18 protein-coding genes and 2 pseudogenes are annotated in these 20,238 nt (G+C 65.3%); 10 read left to right on the forward strand and 10 right to left on the reverse strand.

What is annotated here, in order from left to right; genetic code table 11:
* Positions 1–36: 36 nt before the first annotated feature.
* From ACVWYI_RS03165 to rsmI, 5 genes and pseudogenes are all read right to left on the reverse strand, one after another.
* Positions 37–1,555 (reverse strand): annotated as a pseudogene (locus ACVWYI_RS03165) (type II and III secretion system protein family protein).
* Positions 1,556–1,565: 10 nt separating this feature from the next.
* Positions 1,566–2,390, reverse strand: coding sequence for a Flp pilus assembly protein CpaB (gene cpaB, locus ACVWYI_RS03170; RefSeq protein ID WP_354048493.1), 825 nt, complete (start codon positions 2,388–2,390; stop codon positions 1,566–1,568).
* Positions 2,391–2,699: 309 nt separating this feature from the next.
* Positions 2,700–3,644: a glutathione synthase gene (gene gshB / locus ACVWYI_RS03175; protein WP_456661210.1), complete on the reverse strand. Its 945-nt coding sequence runs from the start codon at positions 3,642–3,644 to the stop codon at positions 2,700–2,702.
* A gap of 10 nt (positions 3,645–3,654) precedes the next feature.
* Positions 3,655–4,056, reverse strand: coding sequence for a YraN family protein (locus tag ACVWYI_RS03180; RefSeq protein ID WP_247352626.1), 402 nt, complete (start codon positions 4,054–4,056; stop codon positions 3,655–3,657).
* Positions 4,043–4,993, reverse strand: a complete 951-nt coding sequence (gene rsmI / locus ACVWYI_RS03185) for a 16S rRNA (cytidine(1402)-2'-O)-methyltransferase (protein ID WP_456661211.1) — start codon at positions 4,991–4,993, stop codon at positions 4,043–4,045. The genes ACVWYI_RS03180 and rsmI overlap by 14 nt, the downstream gene beginning before the upstream one ends.
* Before the next feature lie 338 nt (positions 4,994–5,331).
* Here rsmI and ACVWYI_RS03190 point away from each other — a divergent pair, with 338 nt between their 5' ends.
* A complete protein-coding gene (locus ACVWYI_RS03190) occupies positions 5,332–6,573 on the forward strand; it encodes a penicillin-binding protein activator (RefSeq protein WP_354048498.1) in 1,242 nt (413 codons plus the stop codon).
* 18 nt (positions 6,574–6,591) lie between these two features.
* On the opposite strand, the pseudogene hemW reads toward ACVWYI_RS03190, so the two are convergent.
* The 3 genes and pseudogenes from hemW to rph all read right to left on the reverse strand — a co-directional run bounded on the left by hemW (position 6,592) and on the right by rph (position 9,097).
* Positions 6,592–7,750, reverse strand: a pseudogene (gene hemW / locus ACVWYI_RS03195) (radical SAM family heme chaperone HemW).
* On the reverse strand, positions 7,737–8,372 hold the full coding sequence (gene rdgB / locus ACVWYI_RS03200) for an RdgB/HAM1 family non-canonical purine NTP pyrophosphatase (RefSeq protein WP_456661212.1): 636 nt from the start codon (positions 8,370–8,372) through the stop codon (positions 7,737–7,739). The pseudogene hemW and the gene rdgB overlap by 14 nt, the downstream one beginning before the upstream one ends.
* A gap of 11 nt (positions 8,373–8,383) precedes the next feature.
* Positions 8,384–9,097 (reverse strand): ribonuclease PH, encoded by a 714-nt coding sequence (gene rph, locus ACVWYI_RS03205; protein ID WP_354048504.1) that lies wholly within the window; start codon positions 9,095–9,097, stop codon positions 8,384–8,386.
* Between the two features lie 181 nt (positions 9,098–9,278).
* On the opposite strand from rph, the gene hrcA reads away from it, so the two are divergent.
* Positions 9,279–10,367 (forward strand): heat-inducible transcriptional repressor HrcA, encoded by a 1,089-nt coding sequence (gene hrcA, locus ACVWYI_RS03210; protein WP_247352636.1) that lies wholly within the window; start codon positions 9,279–9,281, stop codon positions 10,365–10,367.
* Positions 10,368–10,462: 95 nt separating this feature from the next.
* Positions 10,463–11,068, forward strand: coding sequence for a nucleotide exchange factor GrpE (gene grpE, locus ACVWYI_RS03215; protein WP_456661213.1), 606 nt, complete (start codon positions 10,463–10,465; stop codon positions 11,066–11,068).
* 79 nt (positions 11,069–11,147) lie between these two features.
* Here grpE and pncA read toward each other — a convergent pair whose 3' ends face one another.
* Together pncA and ACVWYI_RS03225 are read right to left on the reverse strand one after the other, a co-directional pair.
* A complete protein-coding gene (gene pncA / locus ACVWYI_RS03220) occupies positions 11,148–11,870 on the reverse strand; it encodes a bifunctional nicotinamidase/pyrazinamidase (protein ID WP_456661214.1) in 723 nt (240 codons plus the stop codon).
* 100 nt (positions 11,871–11,970) lie between these two features.
* Positions 11,971–12,912 (reverse strand): hypothetical protein, encoded by a 942-nt coding sequence (locus ACVWYI_RS03225; protein ID WP_456661215.1) that lies wholly within the window; start codon positions 12,910–12,912, stop codon positions 11,971–11,973.
* A 394-nt stretch (positions 12,913–13,306) separates the two neighbouring features.
* On the opposite strand from ACVWYI_RS03225, the gene dnaK reads away from it, so the two are divergent.
* From dnaK to dapB, 7 genes are all read left to right on the forward strand, one after another.
* The gene (dnaK, locus tag ACVWYI_RS03230) at positions 13,307–15,208 is read left to right on the forward strand and encodes a molecular chaperone DnaK (protein WP_247352644.1); all 1,902 of its coding nucleotides are present in this window, start codon (positions 13,307–13,309) and stop codon (positions 15,206–15,208) included.
* Between the two features lie 260 nt (positions 15,209–15,468).
* Entirely contained in the window at positions 15,469–16,602 is a 1,134-nt protein-coding gene (gene dnaJ / locus ACVWYI_RS03235; protein ID WP_354048511.1) for a molecular chaperone DnaJ, read from the forward strand.
* 88 nt (positions 16,603–16,690) lie between these two features.
* Positions 16,691–17,290 (forward strand): class I SAM-dependent methyltransferase, encoded by a 600-nt coding sequence (locus tag ACVWYI_RS03240; RefSeq protein WP_007598495.1) that lies wholly within the window; start codon positions 16,691–16,693, stop codon positions 17,288–17,290.
* A 57-nt stretch (positions 17,291–17,347) separates the two neighbouring features.
* Positions 17,348–17,926: an NADPH-dependent FMN reductase gene (locus ACVWYI_RS03245; protein ID WP_247352649.1), complete on the forward strand. Its 579-nt coding sequence runs from the start codon at positions 17,348–17,350 to the stop codon at positions 17,924–17,926.
* Between the two features lie 6 nt (positions 17,927–17,932).
* Positions 17,933–18,646 carry an orotidine-5'-phosphate decarboxylase gene (gene pyrF, locus ACVWYI_RS03250; protein WP_456661216.1) on the forward strand — a complete coding sequence of 238 codons (714 nt, stop codon included), beginning with the start codon at positions 17,933–17,935 and terminating at the stop codon, positions 18,644–18,646.
* Positions 18,647–18,718: 72 nt separating this feature from the next.
* A complete protein-coding gene (locus tag ACVWYI_RS03255) occupies positions 18,719–19,030 on the forward strand; it encodes a DUF1330 domain-containing protein (protein WP_247352652.1) in 312 nt (103 codons plus the stop codon).
* A 319-nt stretch (positions 19,031–19,349) separates the two neighbouring features.
* Complete coding sequence (dapB, locus tag ACVWYI_RS03260; RefSeq protein ID WP_247352655.1) at positions 19,350–20,165, forward strand: 4-hydroxy-tetrahydrodipicolinate reductase; 816 nt, start codon at positions 19,350–19,352, stop codon at positions 20,163–20,165.
* The last annotated feature ends 73 nt before the right edge of the window (positions 20,166–20,238 follow it).

A 20,238-nucleotide genomic window follows, 5' to 3' on the forward strand; every position in this document is an offset into this window, starting at 1 on the left:
GTCCCTCGCCTCGTTCCCCAAGCCGTCCGTTCGTCATCAGTCGATGATGAAACCGAAATCGTCGGGCGTGCCCGCGATCGGATCGACGCGGCGCGCGATGCCATAGAGACGGTTCATGCGGCCGAGCAGCGCCGTCTGGGCGTCAGACGCCGGCGCGAAGCCGTCGTCGGGCCGCGACAATTCCTTCTGGGCCACCGCGCGCACCACATAGGGCGTCACGATCACCATCAGCTCGGTCTCGTTGTTGACGAAGTCCTGGCTGCGGAACAGCGCGCCGAGGATCGGCACCTGGTCGACGCCGGGCAGGCCGTTGATCGCCTGTTTGGTCTGCTGCTGGATCAGGCCGGCCATCGCCATCGAGCCGCCCGAGGGAATTTCCAGCGTCGTTTCGGCGCGTCGGGTCTGGATCGAGGGGATGGTGATCGAGTTGGTCGAGGACGAGGACAGCGCCTGGGTGACCGTGATGGCGCTCTGGCTCGACAGCTCGGACACCTCAGTCATCACGCGCAGGCTGATTCGGCCCTCGCTGAGCACGACCGGGGTGAAGTTCAGGGAGATGCCGAACTTCTTGTAGGTGATCTGGGTGGTACAGACGTGGGTGACCGGATCGCAGGCATAGCCTGACGGAATCGGGAATTCGCCGCCGGCGATGAAGGTGGCGGATTCGCCGGAGATCGCGGTCAGGCTCGGTTCGGCGAGCGTGCGCATGACACCGGCGCTTTCCATCGCGCGCATCGTGGCGCTGACGGTCGCGACGCCCTTGGTGAGGCCGGCAACGCCTAATCCGTTGTTGCTGACGATCGGTCCGCCGCTGACCGAGAACGGGTTGGAATTGTTGAAGTTCACGACCGCGGTGCCGGCGTTCAGGCTGGCGCTGAGATCGACGCCCAGCTGCTTGACGATATCGCGGCGCACTTCGCCGACGACGACCTTGAGCATCACCTGGTCGCGGCCCGCGCACGACGATGTTGTTGACGACCTTCTCAGAGTTGCCGACCAGCTTCGCGGCGACGTCGCCGGCCTGCTGGGCCTCGACCGGGCTCGACACCGAGCCGGTCAGCATCACGCTGTCGCCGACGCCTTCGATCTGCACGCCCGGCAGCGACTGACGCAGCGCCGCACGCATGCCGTTGAGGTCGCGCTTCACCGCGATGTCATAGGCGGCGACCTGCTGGCCGTCGGCGCCGAAGAACACGACGTTGGTCTGGCCGACCTGTGCGCCGATGATATAGGCGCGTTGGGCCGAGCGGATCACCGCATTGGCAATCTTGGGATCGGCCACCAGCACGTCCTTGACCTCGCGCGGCAGGTCGATGACGGCGGATTTGCCGACGCCGAGCGACAGGAAGCGCGTCCTCGCCGGCGCGATCGTCGCGACCGATGCCACATCGAGATCCGGTGCCTGCATCGGCGCCTGGTCGCCGACCGGCGCATCTGCGGCGCTGACGACCTCGGGGGCTGCGAAGAGCCCCAGGATCAGCATCGTCCCCGTCCAGAACGAGCGCGCGCGATTCCCCCGAATGCGCATGCCGGTCCGATCATCCCCGTAGTTCATCATGTCCCCATCACTTCTGTGACGTCAGTTGCCGCGCCTGCACGCCGTAGCGAATGACGTTGATCCCGCCGGGACGCTTGATCGCCTGGTCCTCGGGCGTGCCGTCGACCGAGTTGGCATCGACGATGCTGCGCAGCGCGAGCGACAGCGTGCCGCTCTGACGCGCGGCCGATAGCGTGGCGACCTGGTCGGGCCTGAGCTCGAGCGTGACGGTCTTGCCGACGACGGCGTTCTGGCCGTCCTTTTCCTTCGGCGCCTGGTCGATCGCGAGCACGCGGATATTGGTCAGGATGACCTCGGACAGGACGAGGTCGTTACCGCCGGTCGGGCCGTTGCTGTTGTTCGCGCCGTCGGGATTCTTCAGGCGGCGGGTCAGCACGACATCGACGCGGTCATTCGGCAGGATGAAGCCGCCGGCGCCGGTCTCGGCTGAGAGTTCGGTGGAGACGGCGCGCATGCCCGACGGCAGGATCGCGGCCATGAAGCCGGAGCCTTCCGCCTTGACCAGCTTCTGCTCGCGGATCGGCTCGCCTTGCATCAACGGCACGCGCGCGATCGAACCTGCGATCTGGGTCTGCGCCTCGGGCCTGTTGTCGCGGCGGATGAAGGCGCTGCTCGCGGTCGCCGCCGGCCAGACCTGCCATTGCAGGTCATCGGGCTTCACGGCCTGGCCGAGCTGGATGTCGTTCTTGGCGACCAGCACCTCGACCGTCGGCAGCTTCTCGGCGACGGGGAGAGCGGGCGCGGGCCTGTTCTCATAGCCGCTCGCCAGATACGCAGCGACGCCGCCGGCGCCCAGCGCGATGACGAGAACGACAATGCGTGCGGTGTTCATACGCTTCTACTCTTACGCGGGGCACTCGAACCGCACCTAGCGGGTTCCCCGACGTCGATGAGTAGGCAGTAAAAGTATAAGGGGTGTTGCGAGGCCGAATGTGAGCGCGGGCGGCGCTGCGGTCTTTCGGCAGATGGTGAACGTCGCGTTAGCCGGTCGGCCACCGGCTCCGTAGTTTCACGCAGCGGCCCACGCGTTCGAATGATGCGCGCGGCGTCATGGTGAATGGGTGGTTAGTGATGTGCGCGCGGAGCAGCGTGCGCGGTGCGTAGCCCGGATTTTTCTTCACTCCGGGCTACGCACCGGTGCCTACTTCGCCCGCTTCTGCTCGATGACGTCCCAGAGTTTTGCCGCAACGTCAGGGCCGCCGAGATTTGCAATCGCGCGAATGCCGGTTGGCGAGGTCACGTTGATCTCGGTGAGGTTGCCGTTGATGACGTCGATGCCGACGAACAACAGCCCGCGCTCGCGCAGCGCCGGGCCGACGGTGGCGCAGATCTCGCGCTCGCGCGGCGTGAGCTCGGTCTCCTGCGCTGCGCCGCCGCGCACCATGTTGGAGCGGAGGTCGTCTGCGGCCGGGACGCGGTTCACCGCGCCGGCGAACTCGCCGTTGATCAGGATGATGCGCTTGTCGCCGTGCTTCACCTCGGGGATGAACTGCTGGATCACCCAGGGCTCCATGAAGGTCACCGAGAACATGTCGAACAGCGACCCGAAATTCATGTCCTGGGGCATCACGCGGAATACCGCCGCGCCGCCGTGGCCGTGCAGCGGCTTCATGACGACGGCGCCGTTCTTGTCGCGAAAAGCGTTGATCTCGTCCAGGTCGCGCGAGATCAGCGTCGGCGGCATCAGCTGCGGAAAGTTCATCACGAGCAGCTTTTCCGGCGCATTGCGCACCGAGGCGGGATCGTTGACGACGAGTGTCTTCGGATGGATGCGTTCGAGGAGGTGGGTCGAGGTGATGTAGGCGAGGTCGAATGGCGGGTCCTGGCGCAGCAGCACCACGTCAAAGCCGTTGAGCGCCTCGCGCCGGGGCTCGCCCAGGGTGAAGTGATTGCCGGGCTCGTCGCGTACGGTGAGCAGCTGGACGGGAGCGACGATCTCCTCGCCGACCATCGAGAGCTTGTCGGGCGTGTAATAGGACAGGCCGTGGCCGCGCTTCTGCGCCTCCAGCAGCAGCGCAAAGGTGGAATCGCCCTTGATGTTGATGCGGGCGATGGGGTCCATCTGGACGGCGACGTTCAGTTTCATGGTCTGCCTTTCAGGTCGAGGCGTCGAATGCCGCCAACACATGGCGTGGAAGTGACCGCGGCGCAATCAGCATGGCATCGAATCGCATTTCAAATTCCGCATGCTCGGGATGCGCGACGAGCCAGCCTTGCGCGGCATTGATGATGCGCTGCTGCTGGCGCGGCGTCACGGCGAAGGCGGCGTCGTCCAGCGTCGCGCGCGCCTTGACCTCGACGAAGGCGATCAAATCGCGGCGGCGCGCCACGATGTCGATCTCGCCATGCGGTGTGCGGTAGCGTTTGGCGAGGATGCGGTAGCCCTTGGCCATGAGATAGGCTGCGGCGCGGCTTTCCGCGGAGATGCCGGTGCGGAACGCGGCGACGCGCTCGGGCGAGGCGACCTTCGGTTCCGCCGGGACCTCATTCTTCGCCATCGCCGCCCCGCAGGTCTTTGGCAAGCGCGAGCGCGCGGGCATAAACCTCGCGGCGCGGCCGGCCCGAGAGCGCGACCGCGTGCGCCACCGCGTCCTTGACGCTGTGCGCGGCAAGCTGCTCGCGCAGGACGTCGTCGAGCGCATCCGATGTCAGCATCTCGGCATCCGGCGCAGGCGGAGCGATCACCAGCACGAATTCGCCGCGCGTCTCCAGCGTGTCGGCGTCGCGCGCCAGCTCCTGCAGCGTCGCGCGCGAAATCTCCTCGTGCAGTTTGGTCAGCTCGCGGCAGATCGCGGCTTCGCGGGTCCCCATGATCTCGGCGAGCTCCGCGAGCGTGTCCTGCACGCGGTTGCCGGAGTCGAACATCACCAGCGTCGCATCGATGCGCGCGAGTTCGGCCAGGCGCGATCGTCGCGCGGCCGATTTCGACGGCAAGAACCCCTCGAAGAAGAAGCGGTCGGTCGGCAGCGCGGCGACCGACAGCGCCGCCAGCACCGAGGACGGGCCGGGCAGCGCGTAGACCGCGTGGCCGGCGGCGCAGACCTCGCGCACCAGCTTGAAGCCGGGATCCGAGATCAGCGGCGTGCCGGCGTCCGACACCAGCGCGATGGAGCCGCCCTGCCCCAGCGCCTCCAGGATTTTTGGACGGGCCGCTTCGGCGTTGTGCTCGTGATATTGCTTGAGCTGCGCCGCAATGGCGTAGCGCTCGGTCAGACGCCGCGTGATGCGGGTGTCCTCGCAGGCGATGACATCGACCCCGGCGAGGGTCTGCAGCGCCCGCAGCGTGATGTCGCCGAGATTGCCGATGGGAGTCGCGACCAGATGCAGGCCCGGCGCGGCCTTCGGCGCCGCAAGACGATGGGCGTCGATGGAGAAACCGCGCGAGGCGGGTTCCGTAGTCTCAGGTGTATTTATCGGGGATGGCTTTGCGCGCATGATGAATCGAACTTAGGCATGATCCCCGGGGCTGGGAACCGGTCCTCGGAAAAAGATCGCTTGGGTGAGGAGCGAGGAAGGACGGGAATGTGATCCATCGGGCATCACATTCCAGAGGGAATGAAGCGTCAGCGCCATATTCACGGCGGAAACGCCGCCTTGATGCTGGGTGGCGGCGGTGGACAGCCAGCCAGGACTTTAAGGTTGAGCCGCGTTAAGCGGTCATTATCCTTTTGTTTGAGTTAACTATTTGCCGACAATATGCCTGAATTCACGGCTTGTGTCGTGGAAACAATGTCGTGACCGGCTGGCGACGGTCGGTCAGAAGAGAAGCTGCTATGACGGGCCCGCGTGATCCCAGATCTTCCTTTTCGGAGGAGTCTCCCGTTCGGGGGCCCCTGATATCAGGGGCGACCCGGCGGAGCGCGCTGGGCCTGTTGCTCGGCACGCCGCTGCTGTCGGCCTGCGCCGGCGTCCAGCAGAGCCTGAGCCAGTTCAGCAGTTCCTCCCCGCCTCCTGCCCAGCCGGCAGGCCCGCCGCAACAGGCAACGACCGCCGGCAACGGCGGGGTGAAGGTCGCCGTGATCCTGCCGCTCTCGGCGGCCGGCAATGCGGGTCTTGCCGCGCAGTCGATGCGCAACGCCGCCGAGATGGCGCTGGCCGAGTTCCAGAATCCCAACATCCAGCTCCTGATCAAGGACGACAATGGCAGCCCGCAGGGCGCGCAGGCGAGCGCCCAGCAGGCGGTCGACGAGGGCGCCGAGATCATCCTGGGTCCGCTGTTCGCGCAGTCGGTGCCTGCGGTGGCCCAGATCGCGCGCACGCGCGGCATCTCGGTGATCGCGTTCTCGACCGACTCCAGCATCGCCGGCCGCGGCGTTTATCTGCTGAGTTTCCTGCCGGAATCCGACGTCAACCGCATCGTCGAATATTCTGCCGGCATCGGAAAGCGCGCCGTCGCCGTACTCGTGCCAGACAATGCCTATGGCAATGTGGTCGAGGCCGCGGTGAAGGCGGCAGTGCCGCGCCGCGGCGGGCGCATCGTCGCGTTCGAGAAATACGGCGCCGATCGCGCGACGCCGGCCCGGACCGTGGCGCAGCAACTCGGCAGCGCCGATGCGTTGTTCATCGCCGATGACGGCGACGCCGTCGTCGCAGTCGCCGATGCGATGACCGCGGCGGGTGCAAATCTGCGCAATATCCAGCTGCTCGGCACCGGCCTGTGGGACGGTCCGCGCGTCTATGCCAGCCCAAGCTTGCAAGGCGGCCTCTACGCCGCGCCGGACCCGGCTGGCTTCCGCGCCTTCTCCGGCCGCTATCGCACCAAATACGGCGCCGAGCCGGTGCGTACCGCAACGCTCGCCTATGACGCGGTCGCCCTCGTCGCCGCGCTGGCGCGCACACAAGGCACGACGCGCTTCTCGTCCGACGTGCTCACCAATCCCTCCGGCTTTGCCGGCATCGACGGCCTGTTCCGCTTCCGCGCCGATGGGACGAACGAGCGCGGGCTTGCGGTGATGAAGGTGACGACCGGCGGCGGCGTGGCCGTCGCGGGCTCGCCGAAGAGTTTTGGGGCGTAGTTGCTTTCGTAGAACTCGTTACGCCGCCAGATCCGCAACCACCGCGTCCAGCACCGGGAATCCGCTGCTGGTGACGCGCAGACGCCCCGTTGCATCCACCGTGATCGCGCCTTCTTCGCGCAGCAGCGTGATGCGCTTGGGATCGAGCGAGCGGCCGGAGAGAGCCCTGTAGCGCTCGGGGTCGATGCCTTCTGCAAGGCGCAATCCCATCAGCAGGAATTCGTCGGAGCGCTCTTCGCTGTTGAGGAGATCGTCGGTGACAATGCCGTGGCCGTTGGTCTCGACCCGCATCAGCCAGGCTTCGGGGCGCTTCTCGGTGGCGGTGGCATGCCTGATACCGTCGATGTCGAGCCGGCCATGAGCGCCGGGGCCGACGCCGGCCGGCATATTCCTCGCCGCGCCAGTAGACCAGATTGTGCCGGCACTCGGCGCCCGGCCGCGCATGATTTGAGATCTCGTAGGCGGGCAGGCCGAGCTTCTCGCAGGTCTCCTGCGTGACGTCGTAGAGCGCGCGTGCGATCGCTTCATCCGGCGTCTTCAGCTTGCCGGCCTGATGCAGGCCAAAGAACGGCGTGCCTTCTTCGATCGTCAATTGATAGAGCGACAGGTGCTCGGCCGCTTCATCGATCGCGAGACGCAGTTCATCGGCCCACATCGCCGGCGTCTGGTCGGGACGGGCATAGATCAGGTCGAACGAATAACGATCAAACGAGCGGCGCGCGATGGCGACGGCATCGAGTGCCTCGCGCGCGCTGTGCATGCGGCCCAGTGCTTTCAGTGAGGCATCGTCGAGCGCCTGCACGCCGAGCGAGACACGGTTGACGCCGGCGGCACGATAACCGGCAAAGCGCGTGGCTTCGACGCTGGTCGGGTTTGCCTCCAGCGTGACTTCGACGTCTTTCGCCACAGCCCAGTGCTTGCCGATGGCGTCGAGCACAGCGCCGACAGTCGCAGGCTGCATCAGCGATGGCGTGCCGCCGCCGAGAAAGATCGAGGTGACCTCGCGACCGGGCGAACGTTGCGCGGTCGTTTCGATCTCACGCGCGAATGCTGCCGCAAAACGCGCTTCGTCGATCGCAACGTGGCGGACATGGCTGTTGAAGTCGCAATAGGGGCACTTCGACAGGCAGAACGGCCAGTGCACGTAGACGCCGAAGGCTTCCTTAGCGCGGTCCAAGGCAGATCTCCGCCAGTTTCACGAAGGCGCGGGCACGATGCGACAGACCAAGACCGAGCGGCGGCAGGCCGTGCTTCTCGATGCTCTCCATCTCGCCGAAGGTGCGGCTGTGGCCGTCGGGCAAAAACATCGGGTCGTAGCCGAAGCCGGCGGTGCCGCGCGGCGGCCACACCAGCGTGCCGTCGACGCGCGCCTCGACCTCTTCGAGATGATCGTCGGGCCATGCGACGCAGAGCGCGGAAACGAAGTGCGCCTTGCGCTTGTCGGGCGTGGTCGCGCCGCGCTCCTGCAACAGCCGTTCGATCTGCGCCATCGCCGCGGCAAAATCCTTGCTCGGACCGGCCCAGCGCGCTGAATAGATGCCCGGCGCGCCATCGAGCGCGTCGACCACGATGCCGGAATCATCGGCGAAAGACGGAAGCTTCGTCGCTTGGGCTGCCGCGATCGCCTTGATCGCAGCATTGCTGCGGAAATCGTTGCCGGTTTCTTCCGGCTCGGGAAGGCCGAGCTCGCCGGCCGACACCGCCTCGACGCCGTAAGGCGCGAGCAGCTCCTTCATCTCGGCGAGCTTGCCGGGATTGTGGGTCGCGATGACGAGCTTTCCGGTGATTCGGCGATGCATCGGCTTATTGACTACGCTACCGCCAGTTTCTGCAAGTCCACGAGACGCGCGACGCCCTTGCGCGCCAGCGCCATCAGCGCCAGCAACTCGGCTTCCGTGAACGGCTCGCGTTCCGCAGTGCCCTGGACCTCGATGATGCGGCCATCGCCCGTCATGACGAAATTGGCGTCGGTGTCGGCTTCCGAATCCTCGGCATAGTCGAGGTCGAGCACGGGCGTGCCTTTGTAGATGCCGCAGGAGATCGCGGCGACGTTGTCGCGCAACACGTTGGCCTTGACCATGTTGCGCGCCTTCATCCAGTTGACGCAATCGGCGAGCGCGACCCAGGCACCGGTGATCGAGGCCGTGCGGGTGCCGCCATCGGCCTGGAGCACGTCGCAATCGACCGTGATCTGGCGCTCACCCATCGCTTCGAGATTGATGATGGTGCGAAGCGAACGGCCGATCAGGCGCTGAATTTCGACGGTGCGGCCGCTCTGCTTTCCAGCCGAGGCCTCGCGGCGGGTGCGTTCCGAGGTCGCGCGCGGCAGCATGCCGTATTCGGCGGTGACCCAGCCGCGGCCCTGGCCCTTCAGCCATGGTGGCAGGCGGTCTTCCAGTGTGGCGGTGACCAGCACGTGGGTGTCGCCGAATTTCACCAGGCACGAGCCTTCCGCATATTTGACCACGCCGCGCTCCAGCGTCACGGGGCGCAATTCGTCAGGCGCACGGCGGCTTGGCCGCATGGGAAATCCTCCAAAACTCTCGGAAAAGGGCTATTCGCGGTGCTTGTAGGTGGGGTGAGGGTGGGCGGCAAGGGGGAAGATCGAGACCTTATTCACCCCCGATTTTCGATCCGCGAACGCCACGCTTGTCAGAAGCGCCCGGGATAGACAAATTACGTGCATCCGAGAGGAGTTACCGTCTGTGGCCCATCACGATCCGATCCATCTGATCGCGCCGCGCGCGGGTCTCGCCCAGCTCAACGAGCGTTCCCGCGACATCTTTCGTCAAATTGTCGAAAGCTATCTCGCGACCGGGGAGCCCGTCGGCTCGCGCAATATTTCGCGCCTGATCGCCATGCCGCTGTCGCCGGCCTCGGTCCGCAACGTCATGGCCGATCTGGAACAGCTCGGCCTGATCTATGCCCCGCATACCTCCGCCGGCCGGCTGCCGACGGAACTCGGCCTGCGCTTTTTCGTCGATGCCCTGATGCAGGTCGGCGACCTCACCGAGGCCGAGCGGCAGGCGATCCAGAGCCAGCTCACCTCCGTCGGGCAGGCGCAATCAGTCGAGGCCGCGCTGGAGGAGGCGCTGACGCGGCTCTCCGGCCTCACGCGCGCCGCCGCGGTGGTGCTGACGCCAAAATCCAATGCGCGGCTCAAACACATCGAATTCGTCCGCCTGGAACCGGAGAAGGCGCTGGTGATCCTGGTCGGCGAGGATGGCCAGGTTGAAAACCGCGTGCTGGTGCTGCCGCTGGGGGTTCCCTCCTCGGCACTCACCGAGGCCGGCAATTTCCTCAACGCGCGGATCCGCGGCCGGACCCTGGCCGAGGCGCGGCTCGAGCTCGAGACCGCACTCGGAGAGGCCCGCGCCGAGCTCGATCAGCTCACGCAAAAGGTGATTTCCGCCGGTATCGCCAGCTGGTCCGGCGGCGAGAGCGAGGACCGCCAGCTCATCGTCCGCGGCCACGCCAATTTGCTCGAAGATTTGCATGCGCTGGAGGATCTGGAGCGCGTTCGCCTGCTGTTCGACGATCTCGAAACCAAGCGCGGCGTGATCGACCTGCTCGGCCGGGCCGAGACCGCGGAAGGCGTGCGGATCTTCATCGGCAGTGAGAACAAGCTGTTCTCGCTGTCGGGCTCTTCCACCATCATCTCGCCCTATCGGGATGCCGCCGGCCATATTGTCGGCGTTCTGGGCGTAATCGGGCCGACACGGCTGAATTATGCCCGTGTGATCCCGACCGTGGACTACGCCGCCCGCATCGTCAGCCGCCTCCTGGGGGGCTGACCGGCGCCTTGGGCCGATCACGGGCGCTTGATTTTCGCCGTCCGAAGCACGATATCCGGGCGAGAAAATCCCTGAGACGTTTGAGAAGAGAGCCGATGACCGATCGAGACCGGCAACCCGAAGACGCGGCCGCTGTGACGCCCGAGCCCGTGGTGTCAAAACCCTACATCATGCCGGACGATCCCGAGCCCGGCTCGGTCGAGCTTTTGCAGAAGGAAGCCGCCGAGGCGCGCGACCGCATGCTGCGGACGCTGGCCGAGATGGAAAATTTGCGCAAGCGCACCGCCAAGGAGGTCGCTGACTCCAAGCTCTACGGCGTCACCGGCTTTGCCCGTGACGTGCTCGATATCGCCGACAACCTCCAGCGCGCGCTCGATGCCGTTCCGGCCGATGCCCGTGCGGCGGCCGATCCCGGCCTGGCTTCGCTGATCGAGGGCGTCGAGCTGACCGAGCGCTCGCTGCTCAACGCGCTGGAAAAACACGGCGTGAAGAAGTTCGACCCCTCGGGGCAGAAGTTCGATCCGAACTTCCAGCAGGCGATGTTTGAGGTTCCCGATGCGTCGGTGCCCGCGGGCACCGTCGTGCAGGTGATGCAGGCCGGCTATACCATCGGCGAGCGCGTGCTGCGCCCCGCTTTGGTCGGTGTCGCCAAGGGCGGCGCGAAGGCCGCGCCCGCCGCCAACAGCAACGAGCCGGTTTAGCTCTCAATCCCCATGTTGAGGAGACGCGCGCGGAGAAGCGCGCTCCTCGGGATGAGGGTCTTGCAGCTCTCGGCGTCGCCTACGCGCTCGGCGCGATATCCGCAGACTGAATCCGCTTCACGCCGGCCTTGGCCATGTCGGCCCAGGCTTTTGCGAGCGAACCCTGATTGTCGATGCCGCGGCAGGCGTCTTCCACCACATAGACCTCGAAGCCCGCCTTGCGGGCGTCGAGCGCGGTCCAGGCGACGCAGAAATCCGTCGCCAGCCCCGCGACGAAGACGCGCTTGATCTTGCGCGCCTTCAGATAGCCGGCAAGGCCGGTCGAGGTCTTGCCGTCGGCTTCGAGGAAGGCCGAATAGCTGTCGACGTCCTTGTGAAAACCCTTGCGGATAATGAGTTCGGCGTGCGGGATCGCAAGGTCCTTCGACAGCGCGGCGCCGTCGGTGCCCTGCACGCAATGGTCGGGCCACAGCACCTGCTTGCCGTAGGGAAGGTCGACGGTCTCGAACGGCTTCTTGCCGGAGTGTGCCGACGCAAACGAAACATGGCCTTGCGTGTGCCAGTCCTGTGTCATCACCACGTTCGAAAACGCTTTGGCCGTCTTGTTGATGACCGGCACCACCTGCTCGCCTTCCTTTACGGCGAGGCTGCCGCCGGGCAGGAAGCAGTTCTGCACGTCGATCACGAGCAGCGCGGATGCATCGTCCGGCTTGATCGATGCCGCTGCTAAGAGCGCGCTTGGCACGAGGGTCGCGAGCGCCGTCGTTGCAAGCGCCGTCAAGATGTGTCGCCGATCCAGCATGGTCCGCCTCCCTCCAGATTGAACGGAGGAGCGCCTAGTTCCGCTCGTGTACGAACAGAAGCCCGAAAATGCAGCCGGATGTGGTCAGCGCATGGGCCTTTCAGCCCTTCGGCTGGATGCCGTCGCGTACCGCGCGGAAGCGGGTGAAGGCGGCCGGCCACTGGTCGCGCGGGGCGCTGGCGATGATGCGCAGCGAAGCGCCAGCGCTGCTGAAGCGGATCCACTGCACCACGGTCACCGCCGTCTTGTCCTTGCCGCTGATACCGTCGATCCGGGTCTCGAAACCCTGCTGGCCGTTGATGCGAAGCGGCTCGGACATGGTGACGCGCGACTCGCGCACGCCAGGAATCTGCAGCGCCGCCTCCTGGGCGAAGCGGGCGCGGTCGTCGGCCTGCTGCGGGGTGGCGCCGATCACGCCGAGGATCATGAAGGGCTTCGATTCATAGCCTGTGCTCTCGTCGCCGTCGGCCAGGATGATGCTTGAGCCCGGCGCCAGCATGCGGACGTCCTTGAATTCGGCGAGATCGGTGATCTTGAACGGCATCAGCGCGAGCTGCTCGTCGGCCGAGACCTGCTTGCGGGTGGCGACGCTCGCAAACATCTGCCGCACCGCCTCGTCGGTGTAGATCTTGATCGCATTCTCCGGAATCTGCACCGCGACATAGCCGGAGAAGCCGGCGCCCGGCACGATCATCGAATAGCGCCTCACGGGGGTTTCGCCGGCCTTGCCGCTCTCGGTGGTGAAATAGGCCAGGCCCGCAGGCGTCTCGATCTTGTCCTGCTTGACGCCGTTGGTTCCGGCCGGATTGGAATTGAAGGCGCTCACGACCTCGCCATAAGCCGCCGGCGGCAGCTCGGTGATCAGCACCTTGACGTTGCCGTCCTCGCTCTGGAAGCCCGGAAACGTCTTGGCCGTGCTGAGGCCGACCAACGGCACCATGCCGAGGCGCAAGCCAGGCGGGAAAACGGCGTCGGCAGCCAGAGCCGGAAGTGCGGAGGCGACGAGGAGGGCGAGCGCAGCGAGGGGGCGGGTCAGCTTCATGGGCACTCTGATTGGTTCACATTGAGGCCGTTCGATGGTCGGCCACCGGGCCGCTTTGTCGCGCGGCGCAGCCTCGATGGCGGCTCTCCGGCGACCGCCTTTTAGCGGGTTTGCCTCGCCGGTAACAGGGCGCGCGGTTCATGGTGGCGGGGGCTGGCTGATATCTGAACCTGTTAATAATTCCTCACCCGTAAGGGCGGTTCAGCCCGGATATGATGCTCCCAAACCCGATGTTTTCACGGCCGAAACTTGCGTTCTCTCCTTGCGGGCCCCTCCCCCCCTCCTATATGAGCGTCAACCATCGCAATATCGCGAATGTTTGATCTTAGGGGGTTTCGGTTCGGGTGCCTTCTGGGCCCAGCCAGCCTGCCGCAAAAACAAGGATATCAGGACCATGGGAAAGGTCATCGGGATCGACCTCGGTACCACGAATTCGTGCGTCGCCGTAATGGATGGCAAGAACGCCAAAGTCATCGAGAATTCCGAAGGCATGCGCACGACGCCTTCGATCGTCGCCGTGACCGACGACGGTGAGCGCCTCGTCGGCCAGCCTGCCAAGCGCCAGGCCGTCACCAATCCCGAGCGCACCTTCTTCGCAGTGAAGCGCCTGATCGGCCGCCGCTACGACGACCCGATGGTCGAGAAGGACAAGAAGCTCGTTCCGTACAAGATCGTGAAGGCTTCCAACGGCGACGCCTGGGTCGAGGCCGACGGCCAGACCTACTCGCCCTCGCAGGTCTCCGCCTTCATCTTGCAGAAGATGAAGGAGACCGCGGAAGCTCATCTCGGCCAGAAGGTCGACCAGGCCGTCATCACCGTTCCCGCCTACTTCAACGACGCCCAGCGCCAGGCGACCAAGGACGCCGGCAAGATCGCGGGCCTTGAAGTGCTGCGCATCATCAACGAGCCGACCGCGGCTGCGCTCGCTTATGGTCTGGACAAGACCAAGGCCGGTACGATCGCCGTGTACGACCTCGGCGGCGGCACGTTCGACGTCTCGATTCTCGAAATCGGCGACGGCGTGTTCGAGGTGAAGTCGACCAACGGCGACACCTTCCTCGGCGGCGAAGATTTCGACATGCGCCTGGTCGGCTATCTCGCTGACGAGTTCCAGAAGGAGCAGGGCATCAACCTGCGCAACGACAAGCTCGCGTTGCAGCGCCTGAAGGAAGCCGCTGAAAAGGCCAAGATCGAGCTGTCGTCGACGACGCAGACCGAGATCAACCTGCCCTTCATCACCGCGGACCAGACCGGCCCGAAGCATCTGACGATGAGGCTCACCCGTGCCAAGTTCGAAGCGCTGGTTGACGACCTCGTCCAGAAGACCGTCGAGCCCTGCCGCAAGGCGCTGAAGGATGCCGGCCTCACCGCCGCCGAGATCGGCGAAGTGGTGCTGGTCGGTGGGATGTCGCGCATGCCGAAGGTCCAGGAAGTCGTGAAGCAGCTGTTCGGCAAGGAGCCGCACAAGGGCGTCAACCCGGATGAAGTCGTGGCGATCGGCGCCGCGATCCAGGCCGGCGTGCTTCAGGGCGACGTCAAGGACGTGCTGCTGCTCGACGTGACCCCGCTGTCGCTGGGCATCGAGACGCTGGGCGGCGTGTTCACCCGTATCATCGACCGCAACACCACGATCCCGACCAAGAAGAGCCAGGTGTTCTCGACCGCCGAGGACAGCCAGAACGCGGTTACGATACGCGTCTTCCAGGGCGAGCGTGAAATGGCGGCCGACAACAAGATGCTCGGCCAGTTCGACCTGATGGGCATTCCGCCGGCCCCGCGCGGCATGCCGCAGATCGAAGTGACCTTCGATATCGACGCCAACGGCATCGTCAACGTGTCGGCCAAGGACAAGGCGACTTCCAAGGAGCAGCAGATTCGCATCCAGGCTTCCGGCGGTCTGTCGGAAGCCGACATCGAGAAGATGGTCAAGGACGCCGAGGCCAATGCCGAGGCGGACAAGAAGCGCCGCGAGGCCGTCATGGCCAAGAACGATGCGGACGGACTGGTGCATTCGACCGAGAAGGCGCTGGCCGAGCACGGTTCGAAGATCGCCGAGACCGAGCGCCGCTCCATTGAGGATGCCGTCAGCGACCTCAAGGAAGCGCTGAAGGGCGACGATGCCGAAGCGATCAAGGCCAAGACCCAAACGCTGGCCCAGGCTTCGATGAAGCTCGGCGAGGCCATTTACACGCAGCAGGCCGAGGCCGACGCCAAGAAGGATGCGGCCAAGGACGACGTCGTCGACGCGGAATTCACCGAAGTCGACGACGATAAGAACAACAAGAAGTCCGCCTGAACCCCGCGAGGGTGATGATGCGGACGGTTTGGACCCCACACGCGCCAACGGCCTCCTCCCTCGCGGGGGAGGCCATCGTGCCGGGCCGGGCGGGCCAAGATTCTGTTAAAATCGGCCCCGTTACGATCGATCAATTCCCAGCCGCTATGCTGAATGTCGCCATGCTGCCCTCTGCCGTAAGGCGGAGGAGCGCTTATATCGTCGCGTGGCGACGTCGTTTCGCTCCGATTTGAATCGCGATTGGATAGACCGAGCTCATCATGTCCACGTCCACCAAGCGCTGCTACTACGAAACCCTCGAAGTCGAACGCGGTGCCGACGATTCCGTCCTGAAATCGTCGTTCCGCAAGCTGGCGATGAAGTTTCACCCCGACCGCAATCCCGGGGACAACACCAGCGAAGTCAAGTTCAAGGAAATCAACGAGGCCTACGAGGTCCTGAAAGATAAGGACAAGCGCGCAGCCTATGACCGTTACGGTCATGCCGCCTTCGAGCAGGGCGGCGGCGGCGCCGGTTTCGGTGCGGGATTCGCCTCCTCCTTCTCCGACATTTTCGAAGATTTGTTCGGCATGGCCGGACAGCGCGGCGGTGGCCGCGGCGGCCGCGAGCGCGGCGCCGACCTGCGCTACAACATGGAAATCACGCTCGAGGAAGCTTTTGGCGGCAAGACCGCGCAGATCGAGATCCCGGTCTCGGTCACCTGCGAGGCCTGTTCGGGCATCGGCGCCAAGGCCGGCACCAAGCCGAAGACCTGCTCGACCTGCGGCGGCGCCGGACGCGTACGGCAGTCGCAGGGCTTCTTCACGCTGGAGCGGACCTGTCCGGGGTGCCAGGGCCGCGGCCAGATGATCGAGGACGCCTGCCCGTCCTGCTCGGGTCAGGGGCGCGTCACCCGCGAGCGGAATCTGTCGGTCAACATTCCTCCGGGCGTTGAGGACGGCACCAGGATCAGGCTCGCCGGCGAGGGCGAGGCCGGGGTCCGCGGCGGCCCGCCCGGCGACCTCTACATCTTCCTGTCGCTGTCCCAGCACCAGTTCTTCCAGCGCGACGGCGCCGATCTGCATTGTCGTGTGCCGATCTCGATGGTGACGGCCGCGCTTGGCGGCGAATTCGAGGTGCCGACCATCGAGAAAGGCAAGACCAAGGTGAAGGTCCCCGCCGGCACCCAGTCTAGCCGCCGATTCCGCATTGCATCAAAAGGCATGCCGGTGCTGCGCTCGCGCCAGATGGGCGACATGTATGTTCAGGTCGTGGTCGAGACTCCGCAAAATCTCACCAAGAAGCAGCAGGAATTGCTGGCCGAATTCGAAAAGCTTTCCTCCGGCAACACCCAGCCGGAATCCGAGGGCTTCTTCACCAAGGTCAAGGACTTCTTCGGTAATCGGGCGAATTGACCCGGCTTGACCGTACCGCCTTCGGCCTATACCTCTTTGTGACCATTTTCTGACACGCCGCGGTCACGCGGTCCCGTCCGGTCCCGACATGCCATTGCCATCGTCCGCGCGTGCGTTGAAGAAGCCCCGTCTCGATGACGAGGTGCGTTTTCTCCGGTCATGGATTGAAAAGCCCCTCCACATGGGCGCGGTGATGCCGTCGGGCAAGCTGCTGGCCCGGACCATGGCCCATTACGTCGACGTCAATTCGGACGCGCCGGTGGTCGAGCTCGGACCCGGCACGGGTGCCATCACCTCGGCCTTGGTCGAGCGCGGCGTCGATCAAAAGCGTCTCGTTCTGGTCGAATACAATCCCGGCTTCTGCGCCCTGCTGCGCGACCGCTATCCGCAGGCCAAGGTGGTGCAGGGCGATGCCTATCGCCTGCGTGACACGCTCTGGAACGTCTTGAGTGCGCCGGCCTCCGCGGTGGTGTCGGGCCTGCCGCTGGTCACAAAACCGATGCTGACGCGGCTGCGGCTTATCCGCGATGCCTTCACGGCGCTGGCGCCCGGTGCGCCCTTCGTGCAGTTCACCTATGCGGTGGTGCCGCCGATTCCGAAATCGCTGCCCGGCGTGTCCACAGAGGCCTCGGAGCGGATCTGGATGAACCTTCCGCCGGCCCGCGTCTGGGTGTATCGCAAGGACTAATTCCGCCGGCATTCCTCTTTGCGTGGCGGGCTCGTTTCGCCGAACGCATGGAAGCGGATGTCCGCACCCAAAATCCTGATCATTCCCGGCTCGCTGCGCACCGGCTCGCACAATGCGAAGCTGGCGGCGGTCGCCGCCTATGAATTCGTCCAGGCCGGTGTCGAGATCACGCGCATCTCGCTCGCCGATTTTCCGTTGCCGATCTATGATGGCGATCTTCAGGCCAAGTCCGGTTTGCCCAGGCACGCGATCAATCTCAAGCGCATGATCGGCGCGCATCATGGCGTGCTGATCGTCTCGCCCGAATACAATGCCTCGGTGCCGCCGCTGCTGAAGAATGCGATCGACTGGGTCAGTCGCGTGCATGAATTGCACGAGGCGCGCGGCGACGTGTTCCGCAATCGCGCCTTCGCGCTCGCCGGTGCCTCGCAGAGCCGGCTCGGTGCCGCGCGCGCGCTGCAGGCGTTGCGGCTGATCCTGACCTCCTGCCACGCCAATGTGATCGCCAACCAGCTCACGCTCGCCTTTGCCGATCAGGCCTATGACGATATGGACAGGCTGAAGCACGAGGGCGATATCGCCGCGTTGAAGGAGCTGGTGCGGCAGTTGATCGATTTTTCCCAACGCATGATGTGAGGTGACATGACGCCAGCCGAGATCGCCCCGAAAGACCGCCTGATCGTCGCGCTTGACCTGCCCAGCGTTGATGCCGCGGAAGCGATGGTCAACCGGCTCGGCGACAGCGTCACCTTCTACAAGATCGGTTATCGGCTCGCTTATGCCGGCGGCTTGCCGCTGGTCGGCAAGCTCGCCGACAAGGGCAAGAAGGTCTTTCTCGATCTCAAGCTGCACGACATCGGCAACACCGTGACGCAGGGCGTCGAAAGCATCACCAGGCTGGGGGCGACCTTCCTCACCGTGCACGCCTATCCGCAGACGATGAAGGGCGCCGTCGAAGGCCGCGGCAGCTCCGACCTGAAGATCCTCGCCGTCACGGTGCTGACCTCCTACAACGAGGACGATCTGCATGCGGCAGGCTTCCGGCTCGGCGTCTCCGAGTTGGTCGAAGCGCGTGCGCATCAGGCGCAGGTGCTCGGCGTCGACGGGCTGGTGTCGTCGCCCGAGGAAGTTGGTAGCCTGCGCAAGATCGTCGGCCACCAGATGAGGCTCGTCACCCCCGGCATTCGTCCGGCGGGCGCGGCGACCGGCGACCAGAAGCGCATCATGACGCCGGGCCGTGCGATCACTGCCGGCGCCGATTATCTCGTCGTCGGGCGGCCGGTGGTGGAAGCCACCGACCCCAAGGCGATTGCGGAAACCATCCAGGCCGAGATCGCGCAGGCGCTCGGAGCATGATCCGGAAAAGTGTGTAGCGGTTTTCCGATCAGATCATGCTCAAATAGAGACCATCAACAATGGAGAAGAACAATGGCAAAGGGCTACTGGATCGGACGCGTCGATGTGAGCAATGACGAGGGCTACAAGCCGTACGCCGTCGCCAACGGTCCGATCTTCAAGAAATGGGGCGGCCGCTTCGCCGTCCGCGGCGGCAAGTTCACCACCGTCGAAGGCGCCAGCCGCACCCGCAACGTCGTGATTGAATTCCCGGACTACGAGACCGCGATCGCCTGTTACAACTCGCCGGAATACCAGGCCAACATCAAGGTGCGCCAGCCGCACTCCATCGCCGACCTCATCATCATCGAGGGCCATGACGGCCCGCAGCCGTCAGACGGTTGAGGCGCGATCCCGTCTCGCCCTCTCTTCCGGGAAGGGCTATCGCATATGGCTTCCTGGCGCGGTCTGCGTGCGCGCTTCGTCCTTCGAGACGACCGCTTTGCGGTCTCCTCAGGATGAGGCTAAGCAGCACCGCCCCCCGTGGAATTTGTTGCCACGTATTCCGACCTCATCCTGAGGGCCCGCCGTAGGCGGGCGTCTCGAAGGATGGCCGCAAGCAACTTGCCCTCCAGGGGAAGGTAGGGGCGCGCCTGCGCCCCTGATCCCCCTCGGTTGCCGGAACTGCATCCCGCCGCTACAACGGCCGTGAGAGGATCACACCATGTCCGACATGCGCTTGATTGTTGCTGGAGCCGGCGGCCGGATGGGCCGGGCGCTGACGCGGGCGATTGCAGAAAGCAAAGGCGCGGTGCTGGCCGGAGCGCTGGAGGCGCCGGGCTCGGAGCTGCTCGGCAAGGATGCCGGCGTGCTCGCAGGCCTGCCCGCCAACGGCATCAAACTCTCCGGCGACCTCTGGGCGTTGTCGAAGGATGCCGACGGCATTCTGGATTTCACCGTGCCCGCGGCGACCCTCGCCAATGTCGCAATCGCCGCCGAGCGCGGCCTCGTCCACGTCGTCGGCACGACGGGTCTTTCCGGCTCCGACAACGCCGTGATCCAGAGCGTCACCAACCGCGCCGTCGTGGTGCAGTCCGGCAATATGAGCCTGGGCGTCAATCTGCTCGCCGCCGTGGTCAAGCGCGTCGCCAAGGCGCTCGACGAGAACTTCGATATCGAGATCGTCGAAACCCACCACCGCATGAAGATCGATGCGCCCTCGGGCACGGCGCTGATGCTGGGCCAGGCCGCTGCAGCCGGCCGCGGCGTCGCGCTCGACGAGCATGCAGACCGGGGCCGCGACGGCATCACCGGTGCGCGCCGGCCCGGCGACATCGGTTTTGCGTCGTTGCGCGGCGGCACCGCAGCCGGCGATCACAGCGTGAGCTTCCTCGGCCCGTTCGAACGTCTGACGCTGTCGCATCACGCCGAGGATCGCATGCTGTTCGCCCACGGCGCGCTGAAGGCGGCGCTCTGGGCACACGGCAAGAAGCCGGGGCACTACTCCATGGCCGACGTGCTCGGCCTGTCTGACATCTGAACGAACGAGAGCATGATCCGGAAAAGTGCGGAGCGGTTTTTCCGATAAGATCATGCTCAAAACAATAACCGGA

The organism is Bradyrhizobium sp. LB13.1 (genome assembly GCF_054056815.1).